Below are 14,268 nucleotides of genomic sequence, written 5' to 3'. Positions count from 1 at the left end.
CAGCTTCGAGGAGGCCGATCGTGCAGAGTGTCCGGCGGGTCGCGGTGATCGGCGGCAACCGCATCCCCTTCGCCCGGTCCAACTCGCGCTACGCGCACGCGTCGAACGCCGACATGCTGGGCGCGGCGCTCGACGGGCTGGTCGCCCGGTTCGGGCTGGCCGGCGAACGGCTCGGCGAGGTGGTGGCCGGCGCGGTGCTCAAGCACTCCCGGGACTTCAACCTCACCCGGGAGGTGGTGCTCGGCTCCCGCCTGGACCCGCACACCCCGGCGTACGACGTCCAGCAGGCCTGCGGCACCGGACTGGAGGCCGCCATCCTGGTCGCCAACAAGATCGCCCTCGGGCAGATCGACGCCGGCGTCGCCGGTGGCGTCGACACCACCTCCGACGCGCCGCTCGCGGTCAACGAGGACATGCGCCGCACGCTGATCCAGCTCAACTCGGCCCGGACCCTCGGCGAACGGCTCAGGATCGCGGCGAAGCTGCGCCCGCTCCAGCCGTTCCAGCCGGAGATCCCGCGCAACGCCGAGCCGCGTACCGGGCTGTCCATGGGTGAGCACGCCGCCCGCACGGCGCTGCGCTGGAACATCGACCGGGCCGCCCAGGACGAGTTGGCGCTCCGGTCGCACCAGCGGCTCGCGGCCGCGTACGACAAGGGGTTCTTCGACGACCTGATGACCCCCTACCTGGGGTTGACCCGCGACCAGAACCTCCGCGCGGACACCAGCGCGGAGAAGCTCGGCTCGCTCAAGCCGGTCTTCGGCGCCAAGGGCCCGGACGCCGAGCGGGCCACCATGACCGCCGGCAACTCGTCCCCGCTCACCGACGGCGCGTCGACCGTGCTGCTCGCCTCGGAGGAGTGGGCGCGGGAGCACAACCTGCCGGTACTGGCCTGGTTCTCCTGGTCCGAGACGGCCGCCGTCGACTTCGTGCACGGCGACGAGGGGCTGCTGATGGCCCCCGCCTACGCGGTGCCCCGGATGCTGTCCCGGGCCGGGCTGACGCTTCAGGACTTCGACTTCTACGAGATCCACGAGGCGTTCGCGTCGCAGGTGCTGGCCACCCTCGCGGCCTGGGAGTCGCCGGAGTTCTGCAAGGAGCGCCTCGGCCTGGACGCGCCGCTCGGCTCGATCGACCGGGACAAGCTCAACGTCAACGGCTCGTCGCTGGCGGCCGGGCACCCGTTCGCCGCCACCGGCGGCCGGATCGTCGCCACGCTGGCCAAGCTGCTCGACGCCAAGGGGAGCGGGCGCGGCCTGATCTCCATCTGCGCGGCCGGCGGGCAGGGCGTGACCGCCATCCTGGAGCGCTGAACGGGCGACGCCCGCCCGGCTCGGGCCGGGCGGGCGTCGTGCGTCGGGAACGTCTCAGCCGCCGACGGTGAACTTCTCCCAGAGGCCGATCGTGGTGCGGTTCGCGATGAGCGGGTTGGTGCCGACGTTGTCGGCGCTGACGTAGCGGCTGTTCACCGTGGCCCGGAGGCTGGTGGTGCCGTCCGCGTTGCGGGTCACGGTGAACTTCTCCCAGGCGCCCGCGCTGGTGCGGTTCGCGATGAGCGGGTTGAGGCCGACGTTGTCCGCGCAGACGAAGCGGCTGTTGGCGTGCGCGAAGACGCCGACCTGCCCCGACCCGAGGTCGGCCAGGTCGAACGTCTCCCACGGGCCGGCGGTGGTCCGGTTGGCGATCAGCGGCTTGGCGCCGGCGCTCTCCGCGCTGACGTACCTGCCGTTGACGGCGGCCTTCAGGGTGCGGTTCGCGTCGGCGACGTTGACCCGGTAGAACTTCTCCCGGCTGGTGATGGTGGACGCGAGCGTGGTCAGCACGGTGCTCGACGAGACACCGACGTAGCCGCCGCCGTCCGACCTGAGGCTTACCGTGCCGTCGGCGTTGCGGAGCAGATCGAATGTCGAGTTCGAGCTGACCGCCGGGTAGAGCGGCTCGATCCGGTCGCCCCCGTTGATCAGATACTTGCCGGTGGCGCGCGAGAAGAGCGCGACCCGCCCGTCCCCCGCGTCCATCAGGTCGAACTGGCCGCCCGCGCCCAGCGTCGCCTGGTCGGCCTGCACGTGCGAATAGACCGTGGCCGCGTCCGCGAAGCGCAGGTTGTACAGCGACAGCAGCCCGATCGACCCGACGCGCGGCAGCACGCTGACGAGCAGGTCCTGGGAGGCGCCGACCCGACCGTCGTTGCCCGAGACCTTCACCGAGACGGTCCAGGTCCCGGTCCTAGCGTAGGTGTGCGAGGCGACCGGCTTGTCCTGGGTCACCACCGTTCCGTCGCCGAAGTCGAACACGTACGTGGTCAGCGGGACGTAGCCCGGCGTCGACGCGGAGGCGTCCAGGGTGGCCGAGGAGGAGTCCGGGTCGTACCTGATGTCGAGCGTGGCGTACGGGCTGCCGAGAAGCTCGTTGGGGCCGCGGTCGGCGTAGGTGATCGGACCAGCGCCGGTGTTGGGCCTGGCCGGGTTGTCCGCCCGGCCCGCTCCGGTGCGATCCGTGGCCGGGTAGCCGGGCGCGGCGGAGTTCGCCGAGTCCTCCCGGTCGGCGACCGTGCTGCCCTCCTTGTCGTGAGCGGCCTGCCCGGACACCTGCCGGAAGCCGGCCAGACCCATCCCGGTCCCGTTCCAGGAGTAGTTCGACGAGCCCGGGATGAGACCGCCGTGCACGGTGTTGTTGTAATCCACTGTCACCCGCCGGCCGGAGTCGTCGTACAGTCCGATCTCGGCGGTCCTCTCGGCCGTGGTGTCGCAGTAGGGCTCATTCTGGGAGCCGCTGCTGAACACGACGTTGTTCTGCACGGATGCGCCGTCCGATGAACCGTCCACGCGGATGCTCTCGAAGCAGCGGTCCCGGACCTCGTTGTTGGTTATCGCGGTCCGGGCGGCCCCGTTGTTGTGGATCCCGATGCCCTTGCCGCCGGACACCTGGTTGTTGACGACCATCGTGTCGGCGGCGCCCGGTCCGAGCAGGATGGCGGCGCCCGTGAAACCACCCATGAGCGCTCCGGACACCTCGTTCCCCGGCCCGTCGACCCGGATCCCGACGCCGCGCTCGGGCCCGTTGTCGCCCGCGTTGCTGATCACGACCGCGGCTCGGACCGTGACATCCGTCGTCGAGGCGTCGAGCGCCACCCCGTTGACCGACGTGCCACCGTTGACCCTGACCCGGTCGAGAGTCGACCGGGTGACCCCCGCCAGTCGGACGACCGGTGTGGCGGACGGGCCGGTCATGGTGAACGATCCGCCCTGCACGGTGACGGCGGTGGAGTCTCGCAGGTCGACGCCGGGCACGTCGGCGAGCTTGGTCATCACCAGGTCACGGAGCACGACGTCGTGCTGACCGTCGACCAGCACGCCGGCCGTCGGCCCGCTGATCCGGCCGTTGCTGCTGGCGGTGTTCCGGATGGTGATCGGCTGGTCGGGCGTGCCGGAACGGGACACAGTGACGCGCTCCGCGTAGGTGCCCGCGCCGACGTCGACGGTCTGCCCGGCCTCGACCCGCGCCACCGCGGGACCGATGGAGCAGAACGGCTGGGTCGAGGTGCCGGGCCCGGTGTCGGAGCACGCGGTGGAGGTCTGGCGGACGTAGAGGGTGGTCGCGTCCGCGGCCCGGGCGGGTGCGGCGGGCGTCAGCAGGGAGCCGCCGGCGAGCGCCGCCACGGCGAGTCCGGCGAGGGTGGGTCTGCGCATCTGGAATCCCCGGAGAGAGTGAACGACCCGGATGGGGCCGGCACGATCATCGTCCGGCGGGCGCTGCGCCACCGTCCCGACCGGCGCACCGGACGAGAAGCGCATCAGCGTCACGACACCCCTAACAGGTAGCTAACCGGTCAAAATCTCACGTTTATGGTGAGAACCTCTCAGGATGGCGGTGACGGATCCACGCCATCACAGGAGGTTCACGGTGAAAACTCGCCGTTGGTTGTTGGCCGCGCTCTCCGGCGCGGCCCTGACGCTGGCCCCCGGGCCCGCGCTGTCCGCCCTCGGGCCCTCGGCGGCGCTGGCCCAGACCGCCACGGTGGTCGACGAACGGGCCGCCGGTGTCACGCCGGCCGGTCCGCAACCCGGGCCGGTCACCCCGAGCCTCTGCGCGCCCAGGGTGCCGCCGACCGCCCCGCAGACCACCCAGTTCTACGACAACAACCGGCTGCTCGGCCCGCTCAACCTGCCCACCGCGTCACCCGTCGGGCCGCTGCTCGCCGGCTACCAACGGCTCGGCGCGCAGACCGAGGCCGAATGGCTGAAGAACTGGACCAGCGGACCGACCACCCTGCTGTTCCCGCCGGAGGACGGCTTCGTCTTGGACCCGCACGGCGCGCCGATCAAGGCCCGGCAGGTCCTGCTGCCCGGCTACCGGGTGGACCGCTTCGGCAACCCGACCGGCGCCTTCCTGGCGCCGCTCGGCACCCCGTTCAGCTCGCGCTCACTGGCGCCGCAGAGTCTGAACACCCCGCCGACGCCACCGGCCACCACGCCGCTCGCCCCGCTGGCCAACTACCACACGTACTGCGTGGTCAAGCCGTTCCCGGTGGACTCCGGGCCGATCGCGCCCTGGTTCGCCCAGCCCGGCATGGGCACCCAGTTCGAGCTGAACCAGGCCTACTTCCCGCAGGCGTCGGACCCGGTGAACGTGCAGTGGCTGCTCGACCACGGGTTCCTCGTGGAGGAGTACCTGGACGGCCTCTGCACCGACCCGGCCGGGTGGGCGCAGTCGTCGCAGATCTGCTGAGCCGATCGGAGGTCGGGCGTGGACCGGTACGAGTTGCGCACCGCACTGCTGGCCGCGGGGGTGTCACCCGACGCCTTCCAGCTGGCGGACGCGCACGAGTACCAACCGGTCCCGCCCGACTTCTGGTTCCTCCGACCCGGTGACGGCGGTTGGGAGATCGGCCCCTACGAGCGCGGCCGGTACCGGCTGTGGCGGCGGTACGCCTCCGAGGCGGAGGCGGCCGACGCGCTGTTCCACATCCTGGCCGAGCACCCGGCGCCCTGAGCGCCCCTGCGGGTGGTCCCTTTTCCCCGGGTGGCAACCCTGTCGCCGGCCCGCGCCGTCCCCTGGACATGAGGCGAACGAGGGATTGCCCCCGGTGACCGGCCGCGACGACGAGTTCCGCGAGTACGTGGCCGTCCGGTTGGAGCCGCTGCGCCGCATGGCGTACCTGCTCTGCCGAGACTGGCACACGGCGGACGACCTGGTATCGATCACGTTGGGCAAGCTCTATCGCAACTGGCGGCGGGCTCAGGGCGCGGACAACCTGGACGCGTACGTCCGGGGCATGCTCACCAACGCCTGGCTCGACGAACGGCGCCGGCCGTGGCGGCGGGAGCGCAGCACCGACGAGCTTCCGGACCGGGCGGACCTGGCCACCGGGGAGCCGACGGTCGGTGAGCGGGAGATGCTGCTGGACCTACTGGGCCGGCTCGCGCCGAGGCGACGGGCGGTGGTGGTGCTCCGCTTCTACTGCGACCTGTCGGTCGAGGAGACCGCGCGGATCCTGGGCGTCACCACCGGCACCGTGAAGAGTCAGGCCGCCCGTGCGCTGGAGTCGCTGCGGCTGCTCGCCTCGGACGATCCGGCAATGGACAGTGGGAGGCAGAGATGACGTACCGGCAGATCTTCGACGAGGCGATCGGGGCGGCACCGCCGCCGGCGGTGGACATCGACGCCCTGGTGGCGCGGGAGGGCCGGCGCCGACGGCGACGCCTGAGCGTTTACGCCTCGGCGACAGCCGTGCTGGCACTGGCGCTCGGCGTCGGCGTGGTCGTGCAGCCGGGGGCGTCCGGTGGTCCGGCGCCCGCGCACTCGGCCGCGCTGTCCGCCACCGCCCGGACCGAGCCGGAGCGCCTGCGTGCGGCGATGCTCGCCGCGTTCCACCGGGAGGCACCGGATCTGCGGTGGGTGCAGGGCGCGTCGATCGCCGACCGCGAGACCTGGGACGGTCCGGTCACCGACACGCCGCCGTGGACGGTGAAGCCGTTCCAGTGGGAGTCCATGACCGGCTGGTCGGCGGTGGGTGTCGCCGCTCGGGGCGAGGTCCGGTCGTATCTGACCATCGGCGTGGGCAGGATGCGCCCCGGCCACACGAGCCCGGGCGACTGCACCCCCGGCCAGGTCACTTGCCGGTCCTTCACCGGCCCCGCGGGTGAGCTGGTGGTGGCCCACGACACGGAGGGCAGGCGCCTGGTGGGGTCGGTGACCCAACGGACGGTCCTGCGCAGCGTTACCGTCGAGCGGGCCGACGGCACCAACGTGTCGGTGCAGACGCACTCGTCCACCGACCGGCACCTGATGGCAGTCGAGGAGATGGCCGGGGTCGCACTGGACCCGGCGATCCGGCTGGGCTGACGCTGCCACCGGTCCGGCCCCCCGGTGGCCGGACCGGGACCGGCGTCGCCGAGGCACGCCCGGGTGACGTGAAAGACTGAGGTACGTGACGACGATCCCGAACGTGCTCGCCAACCGGTACGCCTCACCCGAGCTGGTCGCCCTCTGGTCGCCGGAGGAGAAGGTCCGGATGGAGCGCCGGCTCTGGCTGGCGGTGCTCAAGGCCCAGCGTGACCTCGGCGTGCCGGTGCCGGACGGGGTGGTCGAGGCGTACGAGCGGGTGGTCGACGACGTCGACCTGGCCTCGATCGCGGCGCGCGAGCGGGTCACCCGGCACGACGTGAAGGCCCGGATCGAGGAGTTCAGCGCGCTCGCCGGGCACGAGCACGTGCACAAGGGGATGACCTCCCGGGACCTCACCGAGAACGTCGAGCAGCTCCAGGTCCGGGCCTCGCTGGAGCTGATCCGGGACCGGGTGGTCGCCACCCTGGCCCGGCTCGGCTGGCACGCGGGCGAGTATTCCGCGCTGGTGATGACCGGCCGGTCGCACAACGTCGCCGCGCAGGCCACCACGCTCGGCAAGCGCTTCGCGTCGGCGGCGGAGGAGCTGCTGATCGCGTACGAGCGGCTGGAGGATCTGATCGGCCGCTACCCGCTGCGGGGGATCAAGGGGCCGGTGGGCACCGCCGCCGACCAGCTCGACCTGTTCGACGGCGACGCCGGCAAGGTCGCCGAGCTGGAGCAGCGGGTGGCCGGGCACCTCGGGTTCGCCCGGGTGCTGGACAGCGTCGGCCAGGTCTACCCGCGCTCGCTGGACTTCGACGTGCTCTCCGCGTTGGCCCAGGTGGCCGCAGCGCCGTCGTCGCTGGCCACCACGATCCGGCTGATGGTGGGCCAGGAGCTGGTCACCGAGGGCTTCAAGCCGGGCCAGGTCGGGTCCAGCGCGATGCCGCACAAGATGAACACCCGCTCGTCGGAGCGGGTCAACGGCTTCGCGGTGATCATCCGGGGTTACCTGTCCATGGTCGGCGAGTTGGCCGGTGACCAGTGGAACGAGGGGGACGTCTCCTGCTCGGTGGTGCGCCGGGTGGCGCTGCCGGACGCGTTCTTCGCCGCCGACGGCCTGTTCCAGACGTTCCTCACCGTGCTGGACGAGTTCGGCCCCTACCCGGCGGTGATCAACCGCGAGCTGGAGCGGTTCCTGCCGTTCCTCGCCACCACGAAGATCCTGGTCGCGGCCGTACGCCGGGGGGTGGGCCGGGAGGTCGCGCACGAGGTGATCAAGGAGCACGCGGTCGCCGTCGCGCTGGCCATGCGGGAGAAGGGCGCGGCCGAGAACGACCTGTTCGACCGCCTCGCCGCCGACGGCCGCCTGGGTCTGACCCGGGCCGAGATCGACTCCCTGGTCGCCGACCGCAACGCCTTCGTCGGCGCCGCCCCCGACCAGGTCACCCGCGTGACCGCGAGAATCACCAAGATCGTCGAAACCCACCCCCACGCCGCCACCTACTCCCCACCCCCCATCCTCTGACCTCGGCCCGCCCTTTCCCGTCGATCATGAAGTTGGCGGCACTCAGGGAGATCGTTCCTGCCGTCAACTTCATGATCGACGCGGCGGACGGGTGGGTCAGGTGCCGGTGGGGGTTTCGGCGGCGGAACTCAGGTTGGGGGCGCTCGCGGGTTCGGCGATGCCGCCGGGCGCGGAGGCGATCTCCGGGTCGTGGGCGGTCTCGGCCGCGATCATCGGCTGGTCCGGCGGCATGACGTCGGGCATCTTGGGCGCGACGATCACCGCCGTGCCGTAGGCGCAGATCTCCATCCACATCTCGCCGCAGTCGCGGCTGTCGAAGCGCATCCCGATCACCGCGTTCGCGCCGAGCCGCTGCGCCTCCTCGCCCAGCCGGGCCACCGAGTCGGTGCGCCAGCGGGTGAGGTTGTCCGGCGCCATCGGGTCGTAGGCGCCACCGCGCAGGTTCTTGACCCCCTCGCGGTACGGGTTGCGGGTCCTCGCCATCGAGGAGACCACTTCGCCGAGGATCTGGCGGATCTCGTAGCCGGGCAGTTGATCCGTCGTCACGACCAGCACGGTTCCGATGCTGTCAGGCACCGGCCGGGTGGTTCGCGACAGGTGTTCACCTGACCGGATGCTGCAAAACGGCGCGGCGCGGACGGTCGGGCGGCTCCCGACCCATCCGCGCCGCAACGGCGTCATCGGTCAGACACCGGCCACCGAGGTGATCCAGGACCGGTTGTACGCGACACTGCCGTAGTTCTGGATGCTGGAGCCGTCGGCCGTGGAGGCCACGCCGACCTGCCGGCCGTTGTAGAACTGCGGGCCGCCCGAGTCGCCCCGCCAGGCGTTGCCGTTGATCCGGGTGCTCCGGATCGCCTGCCCGCCGTACGCGTCGGTGACGCTGGTGCTGGTCACCCGTACGCTCGCGGTCTTGAGCTGGGGCGACGCGCCGCAGCCGCTGTAGCAGGTCATGCCCCAGCCGTAGATCGAGTTGGTCGAGCCGACCGGCGGGTTGCTGCTGGCCAGCGTCACGGCGGAGGTGCTGACCGCGCTGGACAGGCGCAGCAGGGCCAGGTCGTAGCGGGTGTAGGAGGCGCTCACGGTGCGGGTGACGCCGCCGGAGGCGTAGTAGACGCTGCCGACCCGGACCGACATGGTGCCGCTGACGCAGTGCCGGGCGGTGAGCACCCACTGGGACGCGATCACACTGCCGGAGCAGGTGAACGAGCCGTTGCTGAAGACGGCCGCGGCCCAGGGGGCGGACGAGACGGTGCCGCCGCCGATGATCGGCTGCGGCCCGGCCGGCGCGGCGGTGGCGCCGGACGCGGTGGCCAGGACGCCGGCCAGCGTGGTGGTCAGCACGGCGAGCAGGGGACGGAGGCGCATGTCGGGGCTCCTTCTGCGCGGACGCCCGGGGTTGCCGGGCCGGTCGGGGCCCGCCGGACGGGTGGCCCGGCGAGGTGCGTCGATCAGTAGCATCGACGTCTGACGATGCATGCTACGGGCGTGCCGTGCTCTGTCACAAGACATGAATCGAGATACGCCGATGGCTGGGCCCGTCTCGACGGCGTGTCGGACCGGCTGTCGGAAACCGGTCCCGTCGCCCCGTCATTGAGGGCAGAATGCCTGGTGAAAGGCGTTCTGGACGGCTGTTGACCTTGGGGTTGGCAACAAATCCGTATCGACGCCGCAACGAACGCGCAACGGTCTCCGGCCCGGGCGGTCGGTCCCGCCAATCACCGCCCGAACTGTCCCCGGCCGGTGCGGGCGGGGCGATATCTGCCAGGTAGGCTGGCTGCGCTCGCCCGTTTGTGGGCCGGCACCCAACTGCGTACACAGTCAGGAGTGCCCAGTGCCTCGCGTCGTCGTCGACGTCATGCTCAAGCCCGAGATCCTCGATCCGCAGGGCCAGGCCGTCGCAAACGCGCTGCCCCGGCTCGGCGTCAGTGACGTCGCCTCCGTCCGGATCGGCAGGCGGATCGAGATCGAGTTCACCGGCGAACCGGACCTGGACCGGGCCCGCGAGATCGCCGACAAACTGCTCGCCAACCCGGTCATCGAGGACTTCACGGTCCGCGTGGTCGACGCCGACGAGACCGCGGGCGCGCACTCGTGACCGCCCGGGTCGGTGTGGTGACGTTCCCCGGCTCGCTCGACGACGGGGACGCGGCCCGGGCCGTCCGGATCGCCGGCGCCGAGCCGGTCCGGCTCTGGCACGGCGACCCGGACCTGCACGGGGTGGACGCCGTCGTCCTGCCCGGCGGCTTCTCCTACGGCGACTACCTGCGCTGCGGCGCCATCGCCCGGTTCGCCCCGGTGATGGAGACGGTCGTCGAGGCCGCCCGTGGTGGCCTGCCGGTGCTCGGCATCTGCAACGGCTTCCAGATCCTCTGCGAGGCCCACCTGCTGCCCGGCGCGCTCACCCGCAACCAGCACCTGCACTTCCGCAACCGGGACCAGGTCCTCCGGATCGAGGCCACCGGCACCGCCTGGACCAACGCGTTCCAGCCGGGGCAGGAGGTGCTGATCCCGGTCAAGAACGGCGAGGGCTGCTACGTCGCCGACCCGGCGACGCTGGACCGGCTGGAGGCCGAGGGCCGCGTCGTGGCCCGGTACGTCGGCGGCAACCCCAACGGATCGCAGCGCGACATCGCCGCGATCACCAACGAGGCCGGCAACGTGGTCGGCATCATGCCGCACCCCGAGCACGCGGTGGAGGCGCTCACCGGCCCCTCGCTGGACGGCCTCGGCTTCTTCACCTCGGTGCTCAAGCACCTGGTGGGAGCGCCCGCGTGAGCGCGAGGAGCGCGAGCGCCGGCGAGCGCAGCAAGGAGACGTCATGACCACCCATCCGGACCCGACCCTGCGCGGGCCGCAGGGCGTCGTGCCCCAGGCCGGCCCGACCGACGACTGGGCGCCCGGCGTGGACACCGTCCCCCGGGCCACCGGCACGCCGGAGGAACTCCAGCCGTACGCCGAGCTGGGCCTCCGCGACGACGAGTACGACCGGATCCGGCACATCCTCGGCCGGCGCCCCACCCAGGCCGAACTGGCCATGTACTCGATCATGTGGAGCGAGCACTGCTCCTACAAGTCGAGCAAGGTGCACCTGCGCCAGTTCGGTGAGAAGGCGCCGCCGAGCGACCGGCTGCTGGCCGGCATCGGGGAGAACGCCGGCGTGGTCCGGGTCTCCGACGAGCTGGCCGTGACCTTCAAGGTCGAGTCGCACAACCACCCGAGCTTCGTCGAGCCCTACCAGGGCGCGGCGACCGGCGTCGGCGGCATCGTCCGCGACATCCTCGCCATGGGCGCCCGCCCGGTGGCCGTGATGGACCCGCTGCGCTTCGGCGCGGCCGACCACCCGGACACCGCCCGGGTGCTGCCCGGCGTGGTCGCCGGCGTCGGCGGCTACGGCAACTGCCTCGGCCTGCCCAACATCGGCGGCGAGGTGGTCTTCGACCCCTGCTACCAGGGCAACCCGCTGGTCAACGCGCTCTGCCTGGGCGTGCTGCCGGTCGACCGGCTGCAGAAGAAGGACGCCACCGGCCCCGGCAACGTCGTGGTGCTGATGGGCGCCAAGACCGGCCGCGACGGCATCGGCGGCGTGTCCGTGCTGGCCAGCGCCACCTTCGACGAGGGCAGCGAGCAGCGCCGCCCGTCCGTGCAGGTGGGCGACCCGTTCATGGAGAAGCTGCTCATCGAGGCGTGCCTGGAGCTGTACGACGCCGAGCTGGTCGTCGGCATCCAGGACCTCGGCGGCGCCGGCCTGACCTGCGCCCTCACCGAGACCGCCGCCTCCGCCGGCACCGGCATGCGGGTCTGGCTGGAGCGGGTCCCGCTGCGGGAGCCCTCGATGGAGCCGCACGAGATCCTGGCCAGCGAGTCCCAGGAGCGGATGCTGCTGGTCGTCACGCCGGAGAAGCTGGAGGCGGTGCTCAAGACCGCCGAGAAGTGGGGCGTGTGGGCCACCGCCATCGGCGAGGTCACCGCGCCGTCGCCGGACGGCCAGCCGGGCCGCCTGGTCATCACCTGGCGCGACCAGCTCGTGGTCGACGTGCCGCCGGGCTCGCTGGTCGACGACGGTCCGGTCTACGCCCGGCCGATGCGGGAGCCGGCCGACCTGATCCTGCTCCAGGCGGACCGGGCCGAGACGCTGCCCCGACCGAGCACCCCGGACGCGCTGCGGGAGACCGTGCTGCGCATGATCGCGTCGCCCAACCTGGCCGACAAGACCTGGGTGACCGAGCAGTACGACCGCTACGTGCTGGGCAACACCGTGCTCGCCCAGCCGGAGGACTCCGGCGTGATCCGGATCGACGAGCGCAGCGGCCTCGGCGTCGCCCTCTCGGTCGACGGCAACGGCCGGTACGCGCGCCTCGACCCGTACCAGGGGACGAAGCTGGCGCTCGCCGAGGCGTACCGGAACGTGGCGGTGACCGGCGCGAAGCCGATCGCGGTGACCAACTGCCTCAACTTCGGCTCGCCGGAGGACCCGGGCGTGATGTGGCAGTTCGCCGAGGCCGTGCGCGGCCTGGCGGACGGCTGCCTGGAGCTGGGCATCCCGGTCACCGGCGGCAACGTCAGCTTCTACAACCAGACCGGCGCGGCGGCCATCCACCCCACCCCGGTGGTCGGCGTGCTGGGCGTGCTGGACGACGTCGCCGAGCGGGTGCCGATGGGCTTCGTGCCGCGGCCGGCCGGGGACCACGACCAGCTCTTCCTGCTCGGCGAGACGCACGTCGAGCTGTCCGGCTCGGAGTGGGCCTGGGTGACCCACGAGCACCTCGGCGGCATCCCGCCGCAGGTCGACCTGGCCCGCGAGCGGCAGCTCGCCGAGCTGCTGGCCGAGGCGGCCCGGGTCGGGCACCTCAGCTCGGCGCACGACCTCTCCGACGGCGGCCTGGCCCAGAGCCTGGTCGAGTCGAGCCTGCGTCGGGGCGTCGGGGCCCGGATCGCGCTGCCGGAGCACTTCGCCGACGGCTCGATGCCGTTCGTGTTCCTGTTCAGCGAGTCCACCGGCCGGGTGCTGGTGTCGGTGCCGCGCGGTCACGAGAAGGCGTTCACCGCCCTCTGCGGCGAGCGCGGGGTGCCGTGGGAGTTCATCGGCGTGACCGACCCGACCGGCGGCGTCCTGGAGGTGCACGGCCAGTTCCGGATCGGCCTGGACGAGCTGCGCGAGGCGCACGCCGCCACGCTGCCGCGCCTCTTCGGTGACGCGGAGGCGCCCCGGGTGGAGGTGGCCGCGACCCGTACCGGCACCACCACCGTGCTGCCGGCGACCGCCGAGCAGCCGGTCGGGGTGGACCCGGCGCAGGTCGCCGCCGAGCCGATCGCCGAGCACGGCCCGGAGACGGCCGCCCCGTCGCCGGGCGCGGAAGCCCTGGCGGGAGCCGTCACCGCGCCGAGCGGGTCGACTCCGGCCGAGGACGGGACCGGGTCCGCTGCGGCGGACGACCCGTCGCGGCAGGTGACGGCGGCTGCCGGGTCCCCGACCGACGGCGGCTCGACCGTCGAGGGCGACCGCACGTCGACGGACGACCCGGAGGGCGTCGCCCCGGCGGCCGCGCCGGACGACACCGACACGGCCTCCGATGAGCCGGGCCAGCGATCCGCGCCGGACCAGCGCTGAGGCCCTGGCCCTGGCGGTCTTCGCCCAACCCGGTGCCGGTGCCCGGTTCGACTGGGGACTGACCGGGGCCGCGGAACTCGGCCGGGTCTGCGCCGCCCTGGTGGTGGTGGACGTGCTCTCGTTCACCACCACCGTGGAGGTGGCGGTGAGCCGCGGTATGCGGGTGCACCCGTTCCCCTGGGGCGAGCAGGCCGCCGAGTACGCCCGCCGGGTCGGCGCGGTCGCCGCGGTGGGCCGCCGGAGGACGACAGCGGAACATCCGTGGTCGCTCTCCCCGGCGGCGCTGCAGACCGCACCGGTCGTCGCCGACCTGGTGCTGCCGTCGCCCAACGGCTCGGCGATCAGCGCCGCGGCGAGCGCCACCGGCATCCCGGTGGTCGCGGCATGCCTGCGTAACGCGCGCGCCGTCGGGCGATGGCTGCGCGATCAGGGGTACGGCACGAACGACGCCCCGATCGGCGTGGTGGCCGCCGGGGAACGCTGGCCCGACGGGTCACTGCGCCCCTGTGTGGAGGACCAGCTCGGGGCCGCCTGCGTGCTGGACGCCCTGGCCGGCGTGCCCGGTGGGCTTTCGGTGGAGGCGGCGATGGCGCTGGCCGCGCTGGCCAGCACCCCGGACGTGCCGGCGGCGGTCCGGGGTTGCGTCTCCGGCCGGGAACTGGCCGAGGGCGGCTTCGCCGGGGACGTCGCGGTGGCCACCGAGGTCGGCGTCTCCGACGTCGTACCGGTGCTCCGCCAGAACTTCTTCGCCCCCGCCTGATCCCCACGCCCGCTCGCCCCGCCCCGCGTTCCCGTCGATCTT

13 protein-coding genes are annotated in these 14,268 nt (G+C 72.6%); 10 read left to right on the top strand and 3 right to left on the bottom strand.

Features of this window, described 5'->3' with window-relative positions:
• The first annotated feature begins 20 nt into the window (after positions 1 to 20).
• Positions 21 to 1,313, top strand: coding sequence for an acetyl-CoA C-acetyltransferase (locus tag COO58_RS06175; protein WP_098744141.1), 1,293 nt, complete (start codon positions 21 to 23; stop codon positions 1,311 to 1,313).
• 54 nt (positions 1,314 to 1,367) lie between these two features.
• On the opposite strand, the gene COO58_RS06170 is transcribed toward COO58_RS06175, so the two are convergent.
• Positions 1,368 to 3,689: a PKD domain-containing protein gene (locus COO58_RS06170; RefSeq protein ID WP_176558751.1), complete on the bottom strand. Its 2,322-nt coding sequence runs from the start codon at positions 3,687 to 3,689 to the stop codon at positions 1,368 to 1,370.
• Positions 3,690 to 3,903: 214 nt separating this feature from the next.
• Between COO58_RS06170 and COO58_RS06165 the strand changes: the two genes are divergently transcribed.
• The 5 genes from COO58_RS06165 to purB all read left to right on the top strand — a co-directional run bounded on the left by COO58_RS06165 (position 3,904) and on the right by purB (position 7,855).
• The gene (locus COO58_RS06165; protein ID WP_141561864.1) at positions 3,904 to 4,728 is read left to right on the top strand and encodes a TNT domain-containing protein; all 825 of its coding nucleotides are present in this window, start codon (positions 3,904 to 3,906) and stop codon (positions 4,726 to 4,728) included.
• Between the two features lie 18 nt (positions 4,729 to 4,746).
• Positions 4,747 to 4,992: a hypothetical protein gene (locus COO58_RS06160; protein WP_091565735.1), complete on the top strand. Its 246-nt coding sequence runs from the start codon at positions 4,747 to 4,749 to the stop codon at positions 4,990 to 4,992.
• 94 nt (positions 4,993 to 5,086) lie between these two features.
• Positions 5,087 to 5,602 (top strand): SigE family RNA polymerase sigma factor, encoded by a 516-nt coding sequence (locus tag COO58_RS06155; RefSeq protein ID WP_098744136.1) that lies wholly within the window; start codon positions 5,087 to 5,089, stop codon positions 5,600 to 5,602.
• The gene (locus COO58_RS06150; protein ID WP_098744134.1) at positions 5,599 to 6,345 is read left to right on the top strand and encodes a hypothetical protein; all 747 of its coding nucleotides are present in this window, start codon (positions 5,599 to 5,601) and stop codon (positions 6,343 to 6,345) included. The genes COO58_RS06155 and COO58_RS06150 overlap by 4 nt, the downstream gene beginning before the upstream one ends.
• An 85-nt stretch (positions 6,346 to 6,430) precedes the next feature.
• Complete coding sequence (purB, locus tag COO58_RS06145) at positions 6,431 to 7,855, top strand: adenylosuccinate lyase (protein WP_098744133.1); 1,425 nt, start codon at positions 6,431 to 6,433, stop codon at positions 7,853 to 7,855.
• A 96-nt stretch (positions 7,856 to 7,951) separates the two neighbouring features.
• On the opposite strand, the gene COO58_RS06140 is transcribed toward purB, so the two are convergent.
• Complete coding sequence (locus tag COO58_RS06140) at positions 7,952 to 8,536, bottom strand: YbjQ family protein (protein WP_176558750.1); 585 nt, start codon at positions 8,534 to 8,536, stop codon at positions 7,952 to 7,954.
• A 3-nt stretch (positions 8,537 to 8,539) separates the two neighbouring features.
• Positions 8,540 to 9,223, bottom strand: a complete 684-nt coding sequence (locus tag COO58_RS06135) for a DUF1986 domain-containing protein (RefSeq protein WP_091565730.1) — start codon at positions 9,221 to 9,223, stop codon at positions 8,540 to 8,542.
• A 466-nt stretch (positions 9,224 to 9,689) separates the two neighbouring features.
• Here COO58_RS06135 and purS point away from each other — a divergent pair, with 466 nt between their 5' ends.
• The 4 genes from purS to COO58_RS06115 are packed head-to-tail and all read left to right on the top strand — an operon-like array spanning position 9,690 to position 14,226.
• Positions 9,690 to 9,953, top strand: coding sequence for a phosphoribosylformylglycinamidine synthase subunit PurS (gene purS / locus COO58_RS06130; RefSeq protein WP_091565725.1), 264 nt, complete (start codon positions 9,690 to 9,692; stop codon positions 9,951 to 9,953).
• The gene (gene purQ, locus COO58_RS06125) at positions 9,950 to 10,633 is read left to right on the top strand and encodes a phosphoribosylformylglycinamidine synthase subunit PurQ (protein WP_091565722.1); all 684 of its coding nucleotides are present in this window, start codon (positions 9,950 to 9,952) and stop codon (positions 10,631 to 10,633) included. Before purS ends, purQ begins: the two co-directional genes overlap by 4 nt.
• Positions 10,634 to 10,676: 43 nt before the next feature.
• Positions 10,677 to 13,466 carry a phosphoribosylformylglycinamidine synthase subunit PurL gene (purL, locus tag COO58_RS06120; protein WP_255292531.1) on the top strand — a complete coding sequence of 930 codons (2,790 nt, stop codon included), beginning with the start codon at positions 10,677 to 10,679 and terminating at the stop codon, positions 13,464 to 13,466.
• A complete protein-coding gene (locus COO58_RS06115; RefSeq protein ID WP_176558749.1) occupies positions 13,429 to 14,226 on the top strand; it encodes a 2-phosphosulfolactate phosphatase in 798 nt (265 codons plus the stop codon). Before purL ends, COO58_RS06115 begins: the two co-directional genes overlap by 38 nt.
• The last annotated feature ends 42 nt before the right edge of the window (positions 14,227 to 14,268 follow it).

The sequence above is a fragment of the Micromonospora sp. WMMA1996 genome (genome assembly GCF_002573675.1).
GTDB classification, from domain to species: Bacteria; Actinomycetota; Actinomycetes; order Mycobacteriales; family Micromonosporaceae; genus Micromonospora; species Micromonospora sediminicola.
The sequence above is the reverse complement of the archived record's forward strand: the minus strand, read 5'-3'. Positions and strand labels throughout refer to the sequence as shown.